19 protein-coding genes are annotated in these 18683 nt (G+C 45.5%); 13 read left to right on the top strand and 6 right to left on the bottom strand.

Going from position 1 to position 18683, the window contains the following annotated elements:
• The first annotated feature begins 130 nt into the window (after positions 1-130).
• The 11 genes from LZG74_RS01335 to LZG74_RS01285 are packed head-to-tail and all read left to right on the top strand — an operon-like array spanning position 131 to position 9639.
• Positions 131-505 carry an NADH-quinone oxidoreductase subunit A gene (locus tag LZG74_RS01335; RefSeq protein ID WP_026629367.1) on the top strand — a complete coding sequence of 125 codons (375 nt, stop codon included), beginning with the start codon at positions 131-133 and terminating at the stop codon, positions 503-505.
• 26 nt (positions 506-531) lie between these two features.
• Positions 532-1074, top strand: coding sequence for an NADH-quinone oxidoreductase subunit B (locus LZG74_RS01330; protein ID WP_233794856.1), 543 nt, complete (start codon positions 532-534; stop codon positions 1072-1074).
• Positions 1075-1080: 6 nt separating this feature from the next.
• Positions 1081-1581: an NADH-quinone oxidoreductase subunit C gene (locus LZG74_RS01325; protein WP_233794855.1), complete on the top strand. Its 501-nt coding sequence runs from the start codon at positions 1081-1083 to the stop codon at positions 1579-1581.
• Positions 1582-1599: 18 nt separating this feature from the next.
• Entirely contained in the window at positions 1600-2826 is a 1227-nt protein-coding gene (nuoD, locus tag LZG74_RS01320; RefSeq protein ID WP_026629370.1) for an NADH dehydrogenase (quinone) subunit D, read from the top strand.
• 13 nt (positions 2827-2839) lie between these two features.
• Positions 2840-3337, top strand: a complete 498-nt coding sequence (gene nuoE, locus LZG74_RS01315) for an NADH-quinone oxidoreductase subunit NuoE (RefSeq protein WP_233794854.1) — start codon at positions 2840-2842, stop codon at positions 3335-3337.
• 23 nt (positions 3338-3360) lie between these two features.
• Positions 3361-4701 carry an NADH-quinone oxidoreductase subunit NuoF gene (nuoF, locus tag LZG74_RS01310; protein ID WP_233794853.1) on the top strand — a complete coding sequence of 447 codons (1341 nt, stop codon included), beginning with the start codon at positions 3361-3363 and terminating at the stop codon, positions 4699-4701.
• Positions 4701-6218, top strand: coding sequence for a glycosyltransferase family 39 protein (locus LZG74_RS01305; RefSeq protein WP_233794852.1), 1518 nt, complete (start codon positions 4701-4703; stop codon positions 6216-6218). The genes nuoF and LZG74_RS01305 overlap by 1 nt, the downstream gene beginning before the upstream one ends.
• 21 nt (positions 6219-6239) lie before the next feature.
• Positions 6240-7355, top strand: a complete 1116-nt coding sequence (locus LZG74_RS01300) for a 2Fe-2S iron-sulfur cluster-binding protein (protein ID WP_233794851.1) — start codon at positions 6240-6242, stop codon at positions 7353-7355.
• Between the two features lie 42 nt (positions 7356-7397).
• Positions 7398-8477, top strand: coding sequence for an NADH-quinone oxidoreductase subunit NuoH (gene nuoH / locus LZG74_RS01295; RefSeq protein WP_233794850.1), 1080 nt, complete (start codon positions 7398-7400; stop codon positions 8475-8477).
• Positions 8478-8492: 15 nt separating this feature from the next.
• Positions 8493-9086: an NADH-quinone oxidoreductase subunit I gene (locus LZG74_RS01290; RefSeq protein WP_233794849.1), complete on the top strand. Its 594-nt coding sequence runs from the start codon at positions 8493-8495 to the stop codon at positions 9084-9086.
• 34 nt (positions 9087-9120) lie between these two features.
• The gene (locus LZG74_RS01285; RefSeq protein WP_233794848.1) at positions 9121-9639 is read left to right on the top strand and encodes an NADH-quinone oxidoreductase subunit J; all 519 of its coding nucleotides are present in this window, start codon (positions 9121-9123) and stop codon (positions 9637-9639) included.
• Between the two features lie 251 nt (positions 9640-9890).
• On the opposite strand, the gene gcvP is transcribed toward LZG74_RS01285, so the two are convergent.
• From gcvP to LZG74_RS01270, 3 genes are all read right to left on the bottom strand, one after another.
• Positions 9891-12785, bottom strand: coding sequence for an aminomethyl-transferring glycine dehydrogenase (gene gcvP / locus LZG74_RS01280; protein ID WP_233794847.1), 2895 nt, complete (start codon positions 12783-12785; stop codon positions 9891-9893).
• Positions 12786-12917: 132 nt separating this feature from the next.
• Complete coding sequence (locus tag LZG74_RS01275; RefSeq protein WP_233794846.1) at positions 12918-13124, bottom strand: hypothetical protein; 207 nt, start codon at positions 13122-13124, stop codon at positions 12918-12920.
• A 94-nt stretch (positions 13125-13218) separates the two neighbouring features.
• On the bottom strand, positions 13219-14475 hold the full coding sequence (locus LZG74_RS01270) for a metallophosphoesterase (RefSeq protein WP_233794845.1): 1257 nt from the start codon (positions 14473-14475) through the stop codon (positions 13219-13221).
• 83 nt (positions 14476-14558) lie between these two features.
• Here LZG74_RS01270 and LZG74_RS01265 point away from each other — a divergent pair, with 83 nt between their 5' ends.
• Positions 14559-14792 (top strand): hypothetical protein, encoded by a 234-nt coding sequence (locus LZG74_RS01265; protein ID WP_409014418.1) that lies wholly within the window; start codon positions 14559-14561, stop codon positions 14790-14792.
• 12 nt (positions 14793-14804) lie between these two features.
• On the opposite strand, the gene LZG74_RS01260 is transcribed toward LZG74_RS01265, so the two are convergent.
• Positions 14805-15365 carry a YqgE/AlgH family protein gene (locus tag LZG74_RS01260; protein WP_233794844.1) on the bottom strand — a complete coding sequence of 187 codons (561 nt, stop codon included), beginning with the start codon at positions 15363-15365 and terminating at the stop codon, positions 14805-14807.
• Positions 15366-15484: 119 nt separating this feature from the next.
• On the opposite strand from LZG74_RS01260, the gene LZG74_RS01255 reads away from it, so the two are divergent.
• On the top strand, positions 15485-16009 hold the full coding sequence (locus LZG74_RS01255; protein WP_233794843.1) for a gamma carbonic anhydrase family protein: 525 nt from the start codon (positions 15485-15487) through the stop codon (positions 16007-16009).
• A gap of 3 nt (positions 16010-16012) precedes the next feature.
• On the opposite strand, the gene LZG74_RS01250 is transcribed toward LZG74_RS01255, so the two are convergent.
• Both LZG74_RS01250 and LZG74_RS01245 read right to left on the bottom strand, forming a co-directional pair.
• On the bottom strand, positions 16013-16642 hold the full coding sequence (locus LZG74_RS01250) for a DedA family protein (protein ID WP_233794842.1): 630 nt from the start codon (positions 16640-16642) through the stop codon (positions 16013-16015).
• 51 nt (positions 16643-16693) lie between these two features.
• Complete coding sequence (locus LZG74_RS01245; protein ID WP_233794841.1) at positions 16694-18610, bottom strand: ABC-F family ATP-binding cassette domain-containing protein; 1917 nt, start codon at positions 18608-18610, stop codon at positions 16694-16696.
• Between the last annotated feature and the right edge of the window lie 73 nt (positions 18611-18683).

Below are 18683 nucleotides of genomic sequence, written 5' to 3'. Positions count from 1 at the left end.
TAGGCAAAAGATAAAGTAAAGAATTTGATTGATAAATTTGCAAAGGCTAATTTTGAGAAACCAGAAAGAAAGTAACCGCAGACAACATTTTCGCGTTGATTTCGTAGATAGTAACTGAATAACTGACTCAATGAACAATTCATATTTCCCTTCTGATTACCTGCCGATATTGGTACAATTCATCCTCGCTGCCGGCTTCATTGGTGGCACAATGATTGTAACGCACTTAATTGGCCCAAGCAGGAAAAGCAAGCTAAAAGACGATCCGTTTGAATGTGGTATCGAATCCGTGGGCGATGCGCGCACGCCGATATCCGTAAAATATTTTCTTGTTGCCATCCTATTCGTTCTTTTTGATGTTGAGGTGATATTTATGTATCCCTGGGCGGTAAATTTTAAGGGTTTAGGAATGTTTGGGTTTGTAGAAATGTTATTGTTCATGGCATTGCTGCTTTCCGGATTCTATTATGTGATCCGCAAAGGAGTTTTGAACTGGGAAGAGTAATCAACAAACTTGAATAACTGGAAATTATGAAAGAAGTAACGATTGTGGAGGCTCCGCAAGGACATAGCGGATCTGGTTTTTTTGCAACTTCATTTGATGAAGCCATAGGTTTGGCAAGAAGTTATTCCCTCTGGCCACTTCCTTTTGCAACTTCTTGCTGCGGAATTGAATTCATGGCAACGATGGGTGCACATTACGATATATCCCGGTTTGGATCGGAAAGACCTAGTTTTTCACCTCGCCAGGCAGACTTGCTGATGGTTATGGGAACGATCGCCAAGAAAATGGCACCCGTGGTGAAGCAGGTTTATTTACAAATGTCTGAACCCCGCTGGGTGATGGCCGTTGGTGCGTGTGCTTCAAGTGGCGGTATCTTCGACACTTACAGCGTTTTGCAGGGAATTGACCGGATCATCCCGGTTGACGTGTATGTTCCCGGCTGTCCGCCCCGTCCTGAGCAGATCATTGATGGCTTGATGCATATTCAGCATTTGGCACAAAATGAAAAGCTTCGCCGCAGAAATACAGACGAGTATTCTGAATTATTAGCATCATATAATATTCAATAATCCCCTATGCTAAGTAACCAGGAGGTAGCCGAAGCGCTTTTGGAAAAATTTGGTGATCAGGTTTTTGACTTTGAAGAGCCTTACGGATTGCTGACGCTTTCAACCTCTCGTGAGGAAATAATGCCGCTATTAGAATTTTTGCACAAGCATAAGACCTACCAGTTTATCTTTTTAACAGATATTACCGGAATTCACTATCCTGACAATGCAGGGCAGGAGTTTATGGTTGTGTATCATATGCACAGTTTTGTGCACAACTTCCGTGTTCGCATCAAGGTTAGCCTTGCCGAAGCGGACATTCACATTCCAACGGCAACAGGCTTGTTTGCTTCCGCCAACTGGATGGAGCGGGAGACGTACGATTTCTTTGGGATCATGTTCGACGGACACCCCAATTTAAAGCGCATTCTGAATATTGAGGAGATGGATTACTTCCCGATGAGACGGGAGTTTCCGATGGAAGACGCGACGCGCGAAGACAAAACAGATGCCCTTTTTGGCCGATGACCCTATACTGAGTAAGATATGGCAGATATTGAATTATTACCACATAATGTTCCCGCAAACGCCGATCTACCTGAGCTGGTTGAAGAACTGACCACGCTTAACCTCGGTCCTACTCACCCTGCAACCCACGGTATTTTCCAAAATATCCTGAAAATGGATGGTGAAAAGATCGTTTCCGGTGAACAAACCATTGGATATATACACCGTGCATTTGAGAAAATAGCCGAAAGAAGGCCATTTTACCAAATCACGACCCTTACCGACCGCATGAATTACTGCTCCTCCCCGATCAACAATCTGGGATGGCATATGACGGTTGAAAAGTTGCTGAGCGTGGAAGTGCCGAAAAGAGCCCAGTACATCAGGGTGATTATGATGGAGCTTGCTCGGATTACCGACCACCTGATCTGTAATAGTATTTTGGGTGTGGATACCGGCGCTTTTACCGGGTTCCTGTATGTAATGCAGAAGCGTGAGGAAGTTTACGAAATATACGAGGAAGTTTGCGGTGCGCGTCTTACGACCAATATGGGCCGTGTAGGCGGAATGGAAAGAGATCTTTCTACCACAGCGATCCGCAAGATCCATGAGTTTATCAAATCATTCCCGCCTGTTCTGAAAGAGTTTGAAAAATTGCTCAACCGTAACAGGATTTTCATGGACAGGACCATTAATGTAGGTGGTATCTCCCTGGAAAGGGCATTATCGTATGGTTTCACAGGCCCTAATCTTCGTGCAGCCGGTTTGGATTATGATGTAAGGGTGATGAATCCTTACTCTTCTTATCAGGATTTTGAATTTGATATTCCTGTTGGCCAGCATGGCGATACTTATGACCGTTATATGGTCCGGAATGAAGAAATGTGGCAGAGTCTTAAAATTATAGAGCAAGCCATTAATAACCTTCCCGAAGGCCCTTATTATGCCGATGCGCCTGAATATTATCTGCCTCCCAAAAATGAGGTTTACAGGAGCATGGAAGCCCTTATTTATCATTTTAAAATTGTGATGGGAGAAATTGACGCTCCTATCGGCGAAGTTTACCATGCAGTGGAAGGCGGCAATGGCGAGTTAGGTTTTTACCTGATCAGCGATGGCGGCCGGACTCCTTACAGACTGCATTTCCGTAGACCAAGCTTTATTTATTACCAGGCATATCCCGAAATGTGCAAAGGAAGCACGCTTTCTGACGCCATCCTGACCATGAGTAGCCTGAATGTAATTGCAGGTGAGCTGGACGCCTAAAAATATTCAAGAAATGACTGAATCATTAAATCCGGTTGCATTTACACCGGAAAGACAGGAAAAAGTAAAAGAGATCATAGCACGTTATCCTGAGGGCCGTCAAAAATCGGCTCTTTTGCCTGTTTTACACGTAGCCCAGGAGCAATGGGGCTGGTTGAGCAGCGAAGTAATGGATCATGTCGCCAGCTTATTAAGCCTGGAACCCGTTGAGGTTTACGAAGTTGCGACTTTTTACACCATGTATCACCTGGATCCTGTCGGGAAGCATGTCATTGAATATTGCCGCACAGGCCCTTGCTGCTTAATGGGCGGAGAAGACGTATATGGACATTTGAAACAAAAACTAGGCATCGAGGCCGGACAAACAACTGCGGACGGCAACTTCACATTGAAAGAAGTGGAATGTCTGGCAGCATGTGGCTGGGGACCTGTTTTTCAGATTCGTGAGAAATATTACATGAATTTGACGAATGAAAAAGTGGACGGAATTATTGAAGAGTTGAGTAAATAGCGTAAGCTGAAATTGATCCTCTAATGGCTATAAAGATCTTAACGGAACATATTAATACACCGGGTATTGAAACTTTCGACGTTTATCGTCAAAAGGGAGGATATACGGCCGTTGAAAAAGCAATAAAATCCATGACTCCGGAAGAAGTTGTGGAAGAAGCAAAGAAGTCGGGTGTGCGTGGAAGAGGCGGTGCAGGTTTTCCAATGGGCATGAAATGGGGCTTTTTGGCTAAACCAGAAGGCGTTCCGCGTTATCTGGTGTGTAATGCGGATGAATCCGAGCCGGGAACATTCAAAGATCACTATTTGATGAAATGCATTCCGCATTTACTGATCGAAGGAATGATCATATCCAGCTTTGCATTGGGCGCCAACAAATCGTTTATATACGTGCGTGGCGAGCTGATGTATGTGATCCGGATTTTGGAGAAGGCCATTGAAGAAGCAAAAGCACAGGGTTTTCTTGGTAAAAATATATTAGGAAGCGGTTACGATCTCGAACTGATCGTTCAGCCGGGAGGAGGCGCATACATTTGCGGTGAAGAAACGGCGCTTTTGGAATCATTAGAAGGTAAAAGAGGAAACCCAAGAAACAAGCCGCCATTCCCGGCAGTAAAAGGTTTATATCAAAGCCCTACTGTGGTGAATAATGTGGAGTCTATCTCCAATATGCCTTGGATCATTAACAATGGCGGAGATGCTTATGCAGCCATTGGTGTAGGCCGCAGCACAGGAACGAAGCTGATTTCTGCTTCGGGACACATTAATAAGCCCGGGGTTTACGAAATTGAATTGGGTGTCAGTGTTGAAGAATTCCTGAATTCCGACGAATACTGCGGTGGTGTCAGAAAAGGACATCATTTGAAAGCACTAGTTGCGGGAGGATCGTCTGTCCCCATTCTGCCAGCCCATCTGATCATGAAAACGGCCAATGGTGAAGATCGCCTGATGAGCTATGAATCATTGTCGGATGGTGGATTTGCGACGGGAACCATGTTAGGTTCGGGTGGTTTCATTGTTTTTGATGAAACAGCTTGTATCGTTCGCAACACCTGGAATTTCTCCCGTTTTTATCACCACGAATCCTGCGGACAATGCAGCCCGTGCCGCGAAGGAACTGGCTGGATGGAAAAAGTGCTTCACCGTATTGAGCATGGCCACGGAAGTATGCATGACATTGATTTGTTGGTTGATATATCTAAAAAAATAGAAGGTAACACCATTTGTCCATTGGGAGACGCCGCTGCCTGGCCGGTTGCCAGCGCAATCCGGCATTTCAGGGATGAGTTCATGTGGCACATTACCCATCCACACGAAGCATCGCAGCCCGGCGCAGTATACCAGGGCGAAATGGCATTAGTATAATGGAAATCAATAAATCGCTGATTTGGGTCCGGGATAAGTCCTTCATGATCGCTTTGTTCTTCGGGCTCATCAGCGCATTGATATTACTGATAATCAAATTCCAGGCATCCATCAGCTACCATCCCGATATTTCAGGAAGCGAGGGCAGCACGATTGTCCCTATCCAGCTTCTTGTATCGGGCAGCCCGATTTACCTGGATCCGGAGGATGCACCATTCAGGTTATCCCAATACGCACCGATTTACTCGACCATCGTTGCCACCTTTTGTAAGGTCGTGGGTTGGTCGGCGCTTGAAGTGCATAAGATATACCTTGCAAGCCGATTATGGTCAAATATTTTCGTTTTGTCTACGGTTGGACTGGCCGGGCTATTTCTGAACCGGGTTACCAAAAAGCCCTTCATTGCCATCATTGCAGCTTTATATATTTTTCACGTCCTGAGCTTCTGGCTTTTAACCACTTCACGACCAGATAGTTTACTGATCCTGCTAACCACTGTCTTTATATTTTTCTGCTACAATGCATTGAAGGAAGATGGCAACCCATTTTGGTTCTATGCCGCCATTTTCATTGCAGTAACGGCATTTTTTGTAAAGCAAAGCGGAGCGATCCTGGCTATTTCAGTCGGGGTTTACTGGATATTAAAGCGGGAGTGGAAAACGCTGGTGAGCCTGACTGCGTTTGGTATTTTGATAATGGGCTTTTACCTCGCGATCCTCCCTATTAATACAATTGAGCTGTTTTTTACCAATATTATCGGAGGTGTTGCCAATTCAGCAAGCTGGGAATGGTTTTACGACTGGACGTTTCAACACTGGCTTTTGCAATTTGCGCCCCTGATCATTGCCAACGTTATTGTAAGCGGTTATATCGTTTATCATAAGTATTCCAATTTCCTTCTGTTTCTGACACTTTGCTGCTTTTTGTCTTTTGTTTTCTCGACTTCAACAGCATTCAAAATTGGTGCGGGCGTTGGCTATTATCAGGATTATCTGTTACTAGCAGTGATCCAGGTTACACTTTTCATTGCGCATCCGGCTAATGCATATCGTTTTGATCAGAGTCTTTTGAAAATGGGAGCGTCGTTCTATATGGTCCTCGCATTTTTGCATTGTACACTGTTTGTTTTTATGAAATACAAATCGGTGATCCATTCAAACTTTGAGCGCAATTATATAGATGAGCGTAATGTCTCGGAATATTTATATAAAGAGAAAAACTTGAAACCGAAGGAGTGGGTTTATATTTGCGGCGGGAATCAAATGGAAGGGTATTTCCTGAATCATTTTTTAGTCAATAATGCGTTAATCCCATTTCCGGACCTTGTTTATCTGGCAGATCTGAACGGAACCTTTAGCTTTGACAAATTTAAGAGCATGGTTAGGAGAAAGGATATTAAATATGTAATTTCATTGAAAGGGATTGTGCCTGTTAACATTCTCAATGTTGATTTTACAAACACTTTAAAATATAGCTCAACCGTGGGCCCGTACGATATTTACGAGGCCGACAAATAGCATAATGATATAATTTTTGGCATGGAAGAGACCAAACCTCAGTTAGTAAAAATTACATTCGACGGCATTGAAGTCGAGGTGGAACCGGGAACAACGATCATGCAGGCTGCGCGGAAGATTGCGGAAGCGGATGAAAGTCAGGCTGCGCTCGTGCCTCCTGCAATGTGTTTCTATAAGCCTTTGACTGCCTCCGGTGGCAAGTGCCGGGCGTGCCTTGTGCGCGTAGCGGAAGGTTCAGCAAAAGATCCGAGGCCAATGCCGAAGCTGGTCCCATCTTGCATTACCCAGGTTCAGGAAGGAATGGTTGTTGAAAACACAACAAATCCGGCCGTACTTGACACGCGAAAAAGCATTGTTGAATTCCTGCTGATCAACCACCCGCTCGACTGCCCTATTTGCGATCAGGCGGGAGAATGTCATTTGCAGGATTTTGCATTCGAGCACGGCTCTGTAAAAACGCGTTACGAGGAAGATAGAAGGACTTTTGATAAAATCGATATTGGTCCGTATGTGCAGCTGCACATGACGCGCTGCATTCTTTGCTATCGCTGCGTTTACACGGCCGACCAGATCACAAACAAGCGTGTACACGGTGTAATGAACCGCGGAGATGCTTCTGAAATCAGCACTTACATTGAAAAAGCGATTGATAATGATTTCTCCGGAAATGTGATCGACGTTTGTCCCGTAGGTGCTTTGACCGACAAAACATTCCGTTTCAAAAACCGCGTTTGGTTTACCAAACCTGAGGATGCGCACCGCGATTGCGACAAATGCTGCGGTAAAACGACAGTTTGGTACAGAGGAGACGAAATTATCAGGGTTACTGCCCGCAAAAATACATGGGGAGAAGTCAACGATTTCATTTGCAACACCTGCCGTTTTGAAAAGAAAAAAACCAGCGACTGGGTGCTTGAAGGTCCTACCAAAGTAAAACGCAGTTCTGTTATTTCAGCCAACAAATACCGCGCTGATCTTGTGAAGAAACCTGATTTCGCTATAAAACTGGCGGACAGTTCTTACAAAAAAATTGACGATACACGTCCTTTCGTTACGGATGAAGAAACGATTCGTCACCAAAGCATCGAAAACAACGACAAAGCAAATCACCGCTCGTTGTTGGCCAAAAATAACTAGTTCAACGGCCTGACAGCCTGTTTTTAACCTTGTTTACAAAAAATGGATTTAACGGAGTTTCTCATTAAAACCGCAACAATATTCGTTGTTTTTGTTCTTACCCTGGTCATTGCCATGTATTCAACCTGGGGCGAACGCAAAGTTGCCGGCTTTATCCAGGACAGGATGGGCCCGAACCGTGCAGGACCGGGTGGTTTGTTGCAGCCGCTTGCTGATGCCGGTAAAATGTTTTTCAAAGAAGATTTTATTCCTGCGCTTGCTAACAAATGGCTTTTTATCGCCGGGCCAAGTTTGGCGATGCTTACGGCTTTGCTTGCGAGCGCTGTCATTCCTTTTGGAAGCACTTTCCGGATCAATGGTCATGAAGTTGCTTTGCAAGGCGTGGAATCTAACATTGGTATCCTTTACGTTTTTGGCGTTGTAGCACTGGGCGTTTACGGCATTATGGTCGGCGGCTGGGCTTCCAACAATAAGTTTTCGCTGCTGGGCGCCATTCGTGCGGCCTCGCAGAACATTAGTTATGAAGTGGCTATGGGCCTTTCGCTGATTGCTCTCCTGATGATGAGCAGCTCGCTTTCGTTGGGAGAGATTGTAGCGCAGCAGCATGGCGGTAACTGGAATATTTTTTACCAGCCATTAGGCTTTATTATCTTCATCACCTGCTCGTTCGCTGAATGTAACCGTGTGCCTTTTGACCTTCCGGAATGTGAAACTGAGCTTGTAGGCGGTTATCACACAGAGTATGGAAGTATGAAACTTGGCTTCTATCTCTTTGCCGAGTACATTAACATGTTCATTTCGTCGGCCATTATCTCGGTTCTTTATTTTGGCGGATACAATTATCCTGGAATGGACTGGGTTTATACGCAACTGACGCAAGCATTCGGTCCGGAAACGGGACATAATGCAGCTACATTGATCGGAACCGCGGTATTTTTCGGAAAAGCGTTGTTTTTCATCTTCTTCTACATGTGGGTGCGCTGGACTATTCCACGTTTCCGCTACGATCAGCTGATGAACCTGGGCTGGAAGAAACTGATCCCGCTTGCTATTTTTAATATTATTATCACCGGTGCTGCCGTGCTTTTCCTTAAGCCGCTGGTAACTGCGTGGTTGAATTAATAAAAACACATTGCCATGCAACTGACAAATCGCTCTAAGCAAGTAAGCAATAAAGAAATGACGCTGATGGAACGCGCCTACTTGCCTGCTATTGCAACAGGACTAGCGATCACCATTAAGCACTTTTTTGCGAAAAAGGTAACCATTCAATATCCTGAGGTGAAGCGTTACCTGGGCCCGGTTTTCCGGGGAAGGCACATTTTGAAAAGGGATGAAGATGGCCGGGAACGTTGCACAGCCTGCGGGTTATGCGCCGTTGCTTGTCCGGCAGAAGCCATTCAAATTGTGGCTGCTGAGCGTGAAAAAGGAGAAGAAAAGCTGTATCGCGAAGAAAAATATGCGGCTGTTTACGAAGTGAATATGCTGAGATGCATTTTCTGCGGACTTTGCGAAGAAGCCTGTCCGAAACAAGCCGTTTATTTACGCCACGATGAGTTCGTGCCAGTATTCGCGGAGCGCGACCAGGTGATCTGGGGTAAAGATCTGTTGGTTGAAGACATGACCAACAGATATACCCGCGAGGCCTGGACCAAAGAAGAAGCCCGCGCATTGGACTTGAAAAAGGCCAGCGGTGAAGTTACCAATGTTGTTCCGAGAGCCATTCCCTGAACACATTCATTGAGCATATCAGCTATCTAATTTTATGAATTCAGTTATTTCGTTTTTCTATTTCCTGTCGTTCCTGACTGTCCTCAGCGCAGTAATGGTGGTTGTTTCGCGCAACCCGATCCACAGCGTCCTGTATCTGATCCTGACGTTCTTTACGCTCTCAGGACATTACATCCTGCTTAATGCACAGTTTCTGGCGGCTGTTAACATTATCGTCTACGCGGGAGCAATCATGGTTCTCTTCCTCTTCGTGATCATGTTCTTGAATATGAAACAGGACAATGAAGAGTCTAAGACCAACCTAACCAAAATTGCGGCCACAATCGTAGGCGGAACTGTATTTGTGATCCTTTTCGGGGCATATCGCAAAAGCATTATCCCAGGATTTGATCCGCAGCAGTTTGATTCACAAATCGGGATGATCGAAAACCTTGGACATTTACTTTTCAGGGATTATCTGCTTCCATTTGAGTTGGTTTCAATTCTCCTTTTAGTAGCAATGGTAGGTGCGGTTATGCTGGGTAAAAGAGAAATTGGCGAAAGACATTTCTAAGCAATATTTGCTTCATTAATAAAAGAAAAAAGGAAATGCTCGGTCGAGCATTTCCTTTTTTCTTTTATGATCAAAAATAAATCTTTTGATCTCCAGGATAAATCTTTTGTTATCCCCAGGATAAATCCTGGGGCAAAGTATAGATTGCCGCTATGCGGCTTGTAAGATGCCAGCCGGGTCACCGGCGACCCATATTTCGCCCAGGATTTTAATCCTGGGAAAAAGGGCTAGCTATTAATATTTATCGCTTCTCAATTGGCTTCAACTTCTGCATATGCTTCAACAGGGATGCAAGAGCAGATCAAGTTTCTATCGCCATAAGCGCTGTCAACGCGGCTTACACTTGGCCAGAACTTATTAAAACGCAGATGCGGCAATGGGAATGCTGCTTTTTCGCGGCTATAAGATCTGTTCCAATTTTCACTTAGCAGGATCCGGGAAGTATGCGGCGCATTTTTAAGCACATTATCCGTGCGATCTGCGACACCATCCTGAATCTCCCGAATTTCATTTCTGATCGCAATCATTGTGTCACAAAAACGATCGAGTTCAGCCTTCGATTCAGATTCCGTCGGTTCAATCATCAATGTTCCTGCAACAGGGAATGACAATGTTGGCGCGTGAAACCCGTAATCCATCAAACGTTTCGCCAGATCCTCCGCTTCCACACCAGCCGCTTTGAACGACCGGCAATCCAGGATCATTTCATGTGCGCAGCGACCGTTTGTGCCTGTATAAAGCACATCGTAATGTCCGCTCAGGCGCTCTTTGATATAATTGGCATTCAGAATGGCATATTTGGTTGCATTCGTTAGTCCCGCCTCTCCCATCATAGCAATGTATGCGTAGGAAATGGTCAGAATGCTTGCGCTTCCGTAAGGTGCTGCTGAAACGGCTCCTGCTTCTCCTGCTGGCAAATGCTCAGGCTGCGTGCTGAAATTAACGTGGCTTGGAAGGAAAGGCATCAAATGCTCAGCCACACCAATCGGGCCAACCCCTGGTCCGCCACCTCCGTGAGGGATACAGAATGTCTTATGCAGATTCAAATGGCAAACATCAGCGCCAATGGTTGCCGGACTGGTAAGTCCAACCTGCGCATTCATATTGGCACCATCCATATAAACCTGACCGCCAAACGAATGGATCATTTCGCAAATTTCAATGATACTCTCCTCATATACACCGTGTGTTGAAGGATAAGTGACCATTAAGCAAGAAAGCTCGTCTTTGTATTGCTCCGCTTTCGCTCTTAAATCGGCTACATCAATGTTTCCTCTTTCGTCACATTTGGTAACCACCACTTTCATTCCCGCCATTACAGCCGATGCAGGGTTGGTGCCGTGAGCCGAAGAAGGGATCAATGCAACATTCCGGTGCACGTCGCCACGACTTTCATGATAAGCACGAATCGCCATTAAGCCGGCATACTCGCCTTGTGCGCCCGAATTAGGCTGGAATGACATTGCTGCAAATCCGGTGATCTCGCAAAGCCAGATATTCAGCTCGCTTACCAGCTGCGCATAACCGCCAACCTGATTGGTAGGAGCGAACGGGTGGATCGCACCAAATTCCGGCCAGGTCAACGGGATCATTTCGGCCGTTGCATTCAGTTTCATGGTACAGCTGCCCAACGAAATCATGGAATGCACCAGTGATAAATCTTTATTTTCAAGTGATTTCAAGTAACGCAGCATTTCGTGCTCGGTATGGTGCGTATTGAAAACAGGATGCGTCAGATATTCGGATGTGCGGGCAAGATTTGCTGGCAGATCGAGTTCAAGTTCTTCATCAATTACCATTTCACCCTGGAAGCCAGAAACTTCGGCAAACACATTCAATAGCGAAATGACATCGTCAAAGGTTTTGGCCTCATCAAATGAAACCGAAACGCTTTCCTCACCATTGTATTTGAGGTTAATGCCCCACTTCACCGCGGTTTCACGCAGTTTTCTGGTCAAACCAGTCTTAACCGTGACAGTATCAAAGTAATGTTCGGTTACGACTTCATAATGGAACTGCTTGATGGTGTCAACAAAAAGCTTCGTGAGTCCGTGAACGCGGGCGGCAATGTTCTTGATGCCTTCCGGTCCGTGATAAACGGAGTAAGCACCTGCAATCACTGCCAAAAGAACTTGTGCAGTACAAATGTTGGAAGTTGCCTTTTCCCGACGGATATGTTGTTCCCTGGTCTGCAAGGCCATGCGCAACGCACGATTCCCTTCCGTATCCACAGAAACACCGATAATCCGGCCTGGTATATGTCTTTTGAATGAATCTTTCGTTGCGAAATAAGCCGCGTGCGGGCCGCCGTAACCCATAGGAACGCCAAATCGCTGCGAGGAACCCACAACCACATCCGCTCCCATTTCGCCTGGTGATTTCAGCAATGTTAATGCAAGCAAATCAGCAGCCACAGCAACCGAAAGTCCTTGCTCGTGCGCAGAGGCTATAAAGTCTGTGTAGTCAATGACTTCACCATTGGTTGCCGGATATTGAACCAGCACACCGTATAAATTCTCGTCTGTAAGATCCACGGTTGCATGATTTCCTACGATAACGTCAATGCCAATGGGCTTCGCTCTCGTATGAATCAGGTCAATGGTTTGCGGATGGCAAAGTTCCGACACGAAAAATGTGTTTGCTTTTTTACGTGATGCCGGACGCAGGCTGTGCAGCATGGTCATTGCCTCCGCAGCCGCCGTCGCTTCATCCAGAAGTGAAGCATTCGCTATTTCCATTCCTGTCAAATCCGTAATCACGGTCTGGAAATTCAATAGCATTTCGAGCCTGCCTTGTGCGATTTCGGCTTGGTAAGGCGTGTAAGCCGTGTACCAGGCTGGATTTTCCAGAATGTTCCGCAGAATTACATTAGGCGTAATGGTGTCGTAATAACCTGTTCCGATGTATGATTTCAAAACAGCATTTTTGCTTGCGATCTTCCGGATACCCTGCAAAAATTCCTGCTCGGTTTTCGGTCTTGGCAAGTTCAACGGCTTTTGCAATCTGATGGCCGGAGGAAGTGTCTGGTCAATCAATTCATCCAGAGATGCGGCCCCAATCGTGCTCAGCATTTCCTGCAACTCCTGCGCATCTTTACCGTGGTGACGGTTTTCGAATTTATCCTGGTTCCGAAGATTAATTTTCATTCAACTTGGGCTGACAACGTCAATATTAGATGGTTTTTAAAAGACAAAAGTAAGCAAATCCAATCGAATCTTTTAGAGAATGATGGCCCTGCTTACTCTTGATTATATGCAATTTTTGATGCGATTCGAATGTCAATGATTGGGACAGCCGCAATCCGTTTTCCGCTTGAATATTCCCAGGAATTTCTTGGATTTCGGCTTTTTATAACCCTTATACTTTTTCTTTTTGCCTAAAAGCTCTGTCTTCGCACTGGCTGGCTTTGCATTAACTGTGCTGACACCAGATATTCCGCAGATCAATGCGAGTACGAGAAATAAGGAAGCAAATTTTGTCATCATATTCATTTTTAGAATTACAGAACCTCATATACTCAACGCATTTAGGCTGTTATCCTATATAACTGATCCAACCCAATTACAAGTTCCCTTAATCTTACGCCCTAACCAACTCAATGATAGCGATTTCAGGCAAAATACCCACACGGCCTGGATAACCCAAATAGCCAAAACCACGATTTACATACAAATGCTGGTCGTTTTCGGTGTATAACCCTGCCCATTGTTTGTACCTGTATTGTACCGGACTCCATTTTAATCCAGCGATCTCTACCCCAAACTGCATGCCGTGCGTATGACCGGCCAGTGCAAGATCAATGTCCTTGTATTTTGGTAAAACCTGCGCTTGCCAATGGCTCGGATCATGTGAAAGCAATATTTTGACAGGAAAATCCTCCGTATGCTGATACGCCTTTTGCAGGTTACCATATTTGGCAAAATTCCCCGCACCCCAGTTTTGAATGCCTATCAAGCCGATTTCCTCTCCATCGACGCGGATAGCACGGTTTTCGTCCAACATTAAATTCCAGCCCAGCAATTGATGTGCTTTTCTCAAGTCCGCCAGATTGCTCGTTTTGGCTTCCACGCTCGGCCATTGGAAATAATCGCCATAGTCGTGGTTGCCCAAAACCGAATGCACACCCAGCGGAGCCTTTATCTTATTAAAAATATCAATGTATTCCCGCACTTCCACCGCGCGGTCATTCACAAGATCGCCGGTGAAAAATGCGATATCCGGCTTCTCCTTCATCAACATTTCCACGCCTCCTTTTACAGCTGTTCTGTTAAAAAAGCTTCCTGAATGAATGTCCGATAATTGGGCGATCTTAATGCCATCAAATGCTTTGGGAAGATTTTTAAGCGGAATACGGACGCGGCGAATGCGGTAATCATGCGCCCCGGAGATAATCCCGTAAGCAAATGTGCCCATCAGGCCGGCTCCTGCAACCATCGCCGTAGTCGCCAAAAATTGGGAACGCGGAATTGCCGGCTCACCGGTTGCAGGCGGAACAGGTGCCGCCGATGGAAAGAAAAAGCTGGCTATCCATTGTAAAAAACGACGGATGTCGTCCAGGAACAAAAGGAGAACGGCGAGCAGTTTGGATAAATAAGGAATGGCAATAAATGCGACAACAAATGTTCGCGTAGTGCTTTTGAAATAGTCCGGCGGAAGAAGCTGCATCGAGATGTAGGCTCCTAATGTGGCTGCGGTGAAAATCCAGTAAGTTCCTCCTATCCAGCGTTGTGTAAGCGGCGTTAGATTCCGGATCGCAAAGCGCAATCCCTGCCAAACGTACCAATCAATTGCAAAAAGAATGAATGTTAAAAATATAAAAAAGAATGTCCGGTTCATTTGGGGTGATTATTATCATATTTCTCGTAACACCGCGCAGGATTTTCTCGTTCGGCGACATTTCGTAATTTTGAAACCACTAAATGAAACAAAATATGCCGGAATTCGATTTTAAGCGATTTCACATCCGTTCGATGAATGCAGGCTCGGACGAGGATCGCGCGCAGATCAACCAGGAACTAAAAGATCTTTACGCTTCTCTGAATGAAGAAGATAAGACGGCTTTTAATGAGCAATTACAAAAATTCCTGACTAAGGAAGTAAGCAGGATCAAATCCGATTACGAATCTGTCAACGGGCTGGACCGGCCTAACTAACCGGATTTCGGCTTAATTGAGCCGCGGATCGATGGGATAATGGGCAATAGACCGGTATTCGCCGCCCATATTGCGCAGGATTTCCCGCCAGAAATTTTCTGGTGGAGTTGTAAAAAGAAATTCAGAATCGGTGCTTGAAACAATCCAGGAATCCTGCTTCAATTCCTCATCCAGCTGGCCGCCGCTCCATCCGGAGTAGCCGATAAAGAAACGGATATCGTCAGCGTGAAAGGTGTTCAGGTTCAAAAGCATTTTTACCTTATTAAAGTCTCCTCCCCAAAAAACATTCGGCATAATTTCCGCCCCACCAGCAACCAGGTCGGGACGTCTGTGAATGAAATGCAGTGTGTTTTTCTCTACGGGTCCGCCCAGATGCAAAGCAATGTCCTGATAAATGGTTTCGTCCAAAACATCCCCCAGGAAAAGGTCGGTAATCTGGTTCAGTACAAAGCCGAAGCTGCCTTGCTCGTTGTGTTCGCACATCAGAATAACACCTCTTTCAAAATTGGGATCTCCCAGAAACGGTTTGGCAATTAACAGACTTCCTTTTGAAATTTTCATGGTTGATGGCATAGTGGGCATGACTTAAAGATCAAAAACGTAATATATTTAATTTTTGGCAACAATTTTGTCCAGATTCAACAAAAGGAAGATTCGTTTACCTATTTTACACAAATCGAAAAAAGAAAAATATGCCATATATAAAATCTGTGCGAGGCTTTAATCCCACTTTCGGGGAAGCGTGCTGGCTTGCTGAAAACGCAACTGTTGTAGGAGATGTGGTGATGGGCAGCCATTGCACGGTTTGGTTTAATGCTGTGGTGCGCGGCGATGTGAACAGCATTCGGATTGGTGACTATTCCAATATTCAGGATGGCGCTGTGATTCACTGTACTTATCAGCGTTTTGCGACCACTATTGGCAGTTATGTGTCGGTTGCGCATAATGCAATTGTACACGGATGCACGATTGAGGATCACGTGCTGATCGGGATGGGCGCCATTGTAATGGATGGGGCTGTGATCGGCACCGGGTCCATTGTTGCTGCCGGCGCCATTGTCACACAGGGAACAAAAGTCCCACCGGGGACAATTTACGCGGGCAATCCGGCAAAATATCTGAAAGATGTATCCACGGAGCTGAATGCTGCCATTGACCGGACGGCCAATAATTACATTACCTATTCAGGCTGGTTTAGCGAAGAAGAAGGGAAGTGAGCATTAACCCATTTCCTTTCTTGCATTCAGATATCCTTTGATTACGGTGAATGTAGTGATCGCGAGGAAGAAAATGATAATGTACTGCACATAATCAACGATCCACGGAAAGCGCTCGCCGAAAAGGTAACCGCCACCCGTTAACGTCCCGATCCAGATTGCGCCGCCGGCAACATTGTTGATCATAAACGCAGGAACCGTCATTTTTACCAGGCCTGCCAAAATCGGTGCGAAAGTGCGGACGATTGGAAGGAAACGGCTGATAATCAATGTCCTGCTTCCATATTTATCAAAATATTTCCGCGTTGTTTCAATGTGTTTTTTCTTAAAAAAGAAAGAATCCGGCCGGTTTTCGAACATATCACCGAAGTATTTTCCGAAAATATATCCAACCAACGAACCTATTACCGCGGCTCCAAACAAACACAGCAGCAAAATTCCAATCGGAACACTCAGTATGCCTGTCCCGCAAAAAACGCCAGCCAGAAAAACCAGGTAGTCGCCAGGGAGGAAGAAGGCGAAGAACAATCCGTTTTCGGCAAAAACGATGAAAGTTATGACCAGCAGGCCGCCTGTGCGGATTAACTCTTCGGAATTAAGGATATATTGAAAAAACTCGGTGATTGAATTCATAATGCGGATTTAAACGGCTAATCGGAACAGAGGATCACAATGCTGCCAAATTTAAGCATTTTCAGATAGTTCAAGCCAGCGCATCTCCTTATCAGCCTGACTTTCGGTTAATTCCTCGATTTGCTTAGACCATTGTGCTAATTCTGCGTGTGATCCACCAGCGTGCAATTTGGCAACTAAACCCGTTTTCTGCTCTTCCATTTTGGCTATATCAGCTTCCAGCTGCTCCATTTCCTTCTGCTCTTTGTAGCTCAGCTTGCGCTTTGGCGTTGCAGCTGCAACGGGTGTTGGCGCTACGGCCGCTGCCGTTTCCTTCACGGGTTGAATTACGTGGGTTGTATTGCTTTTGCCTGCATTTGCATTGCCTCCCGAAGCTTTTTTCTCAGCTTCCTGTTCGTCCTGATATTCACGCAGCTCCGTATAATTTCCCGGAAAATCACTAATCTTCCCTTCTCCTTCAAAAACAAAAATGTGCTGTACAAGCCTGTCGAGGAAATATCTGTCGTGGGAAACGATTACCAGGCAGCCTGGGAAGTTTAATAAGAACTCCTCTAAAACATTCAAACTCGCAATGTCCAGATCATTCGTCGGCTCATCCAGGATCAGGAAGTTGGGTTGTTTGATCAATATTAAAAGCAGCTGCAACCTGCGTTTCTCACCGCCGCTGAGTTTTGAGATAAAATCATATTGTTTGGAAGGCGAAAAGAGGAAAGCCTGTAACAAATGTCCGACCGTAACCGTCTCACCGGTTCCCAGCTGCACCACCTCCGCAACATCTTTAACAATGTCGATCACCCGCTGATTTTCGTTAAAAACGAGATCAGACTGCTTGTAGTAACCAAACTGAACCGTTTCCCCTTTAACAATCTGACCTTTATCCGGCATTAATTCGCCCGTGATCATGTTCAGGAGCGTCGACTTGCCCATCCCGTTCTGGCCTACAATACCAATGCGGTCGCCTTTCCTGAATGTGTATTCGAAGTTTTTGATCAATTGTCTTTCACCAAATCCTTTGCTCACATTTTCGAGCTCGATGATCTTGCTACCCAGTCTCGAAGTGCGGACATTCAGTTCCATTTGTGTATCAAACTTCTTCTGGCTTGCCTTCTCCTTTAATTCCTCAAATGCATCCACACGATATTTTGCCTTCGTCCCGCGTGCTTTGGGCTGACGGCGGATCCAGTCGAGTTCCTTCCGCATTAAGTTGCGCGCCTTATCGATGCCAGCAGCCTCCATTTCTTCTCTTTCCGCCTTTTTTTCGAGAAAGTAAGTGTAGTTTCCTTTATATGGATATGCTGAGCCGTGATCCAGTTCTAGCATTTGATTGCAAACTGTGTCCAGGAAATACCGGTCGTGGGTTACCACCAAAAGCGTTGTATTGGACGTATTAAGGTAATTTTCCAACCATTCCACCGTATCCAGGTCCAAATGGTTGGTAGGCTCATCCAGGATAAGTAAATCAGGATCTTCCAGCAAGACTTTCGCCATAGCCACACGCTTGCGCTGCCCGCCGGATAATGTTCCGAAAAGATTCTCCGTGTGGTGAATGCCAAGACGACCCAGGATTTCCTTGGTCCGGTATTCAAAATCCCATGCATTAAACTTGTCCATATCCTCCATCACTTCGGCAAGTTCGTCGTGGTTGTCGGTTTCAATGGCATGCTCGTAGCGCTTAACAACTTGCGCCACAGGATTGTTTGAAGAAAAAATCACATCAATCACCGAAAGGCTCTCATCAAAAGCCGGACTTTGATCCAGGTAGCCCACCCGAATATCTTTCCTAATGCTCACTTCTCCCTCATCCGCCGGGATTTTGCCCGTCAGAATGTTCAGGAAAGTGGTCTTGCCCGTTCCGTTCGTTCCGATGAGCGCAACCTTGTCGCCCCTGCTGATTCCAAAATTGATGTTTTTAAAAAGCCACTGATCGCCAAATGACTTTGCTATATTTTCTGCTGAAAGGTAATTCATGATCCAAAGTAAAATTCAATTCCTACAAAGGTAGGACAGATCTCAAACAACAAAGAAAAAATTCGTTTTGAAA

This window comes from Dyadobacter sp. CY327, from assembly GCF_021390415.1.
GTDB lineage: Bacteria > Bacteroidota > Bacteroidia > Cytophagales > Spirosomataceae > Dyadobacter > Dyadobacter chenhuakuii.
Note: the sequence above shows the minus strand (reverse complement) of the source record. Positions and strands in the feature narration are given on the sequence as shown.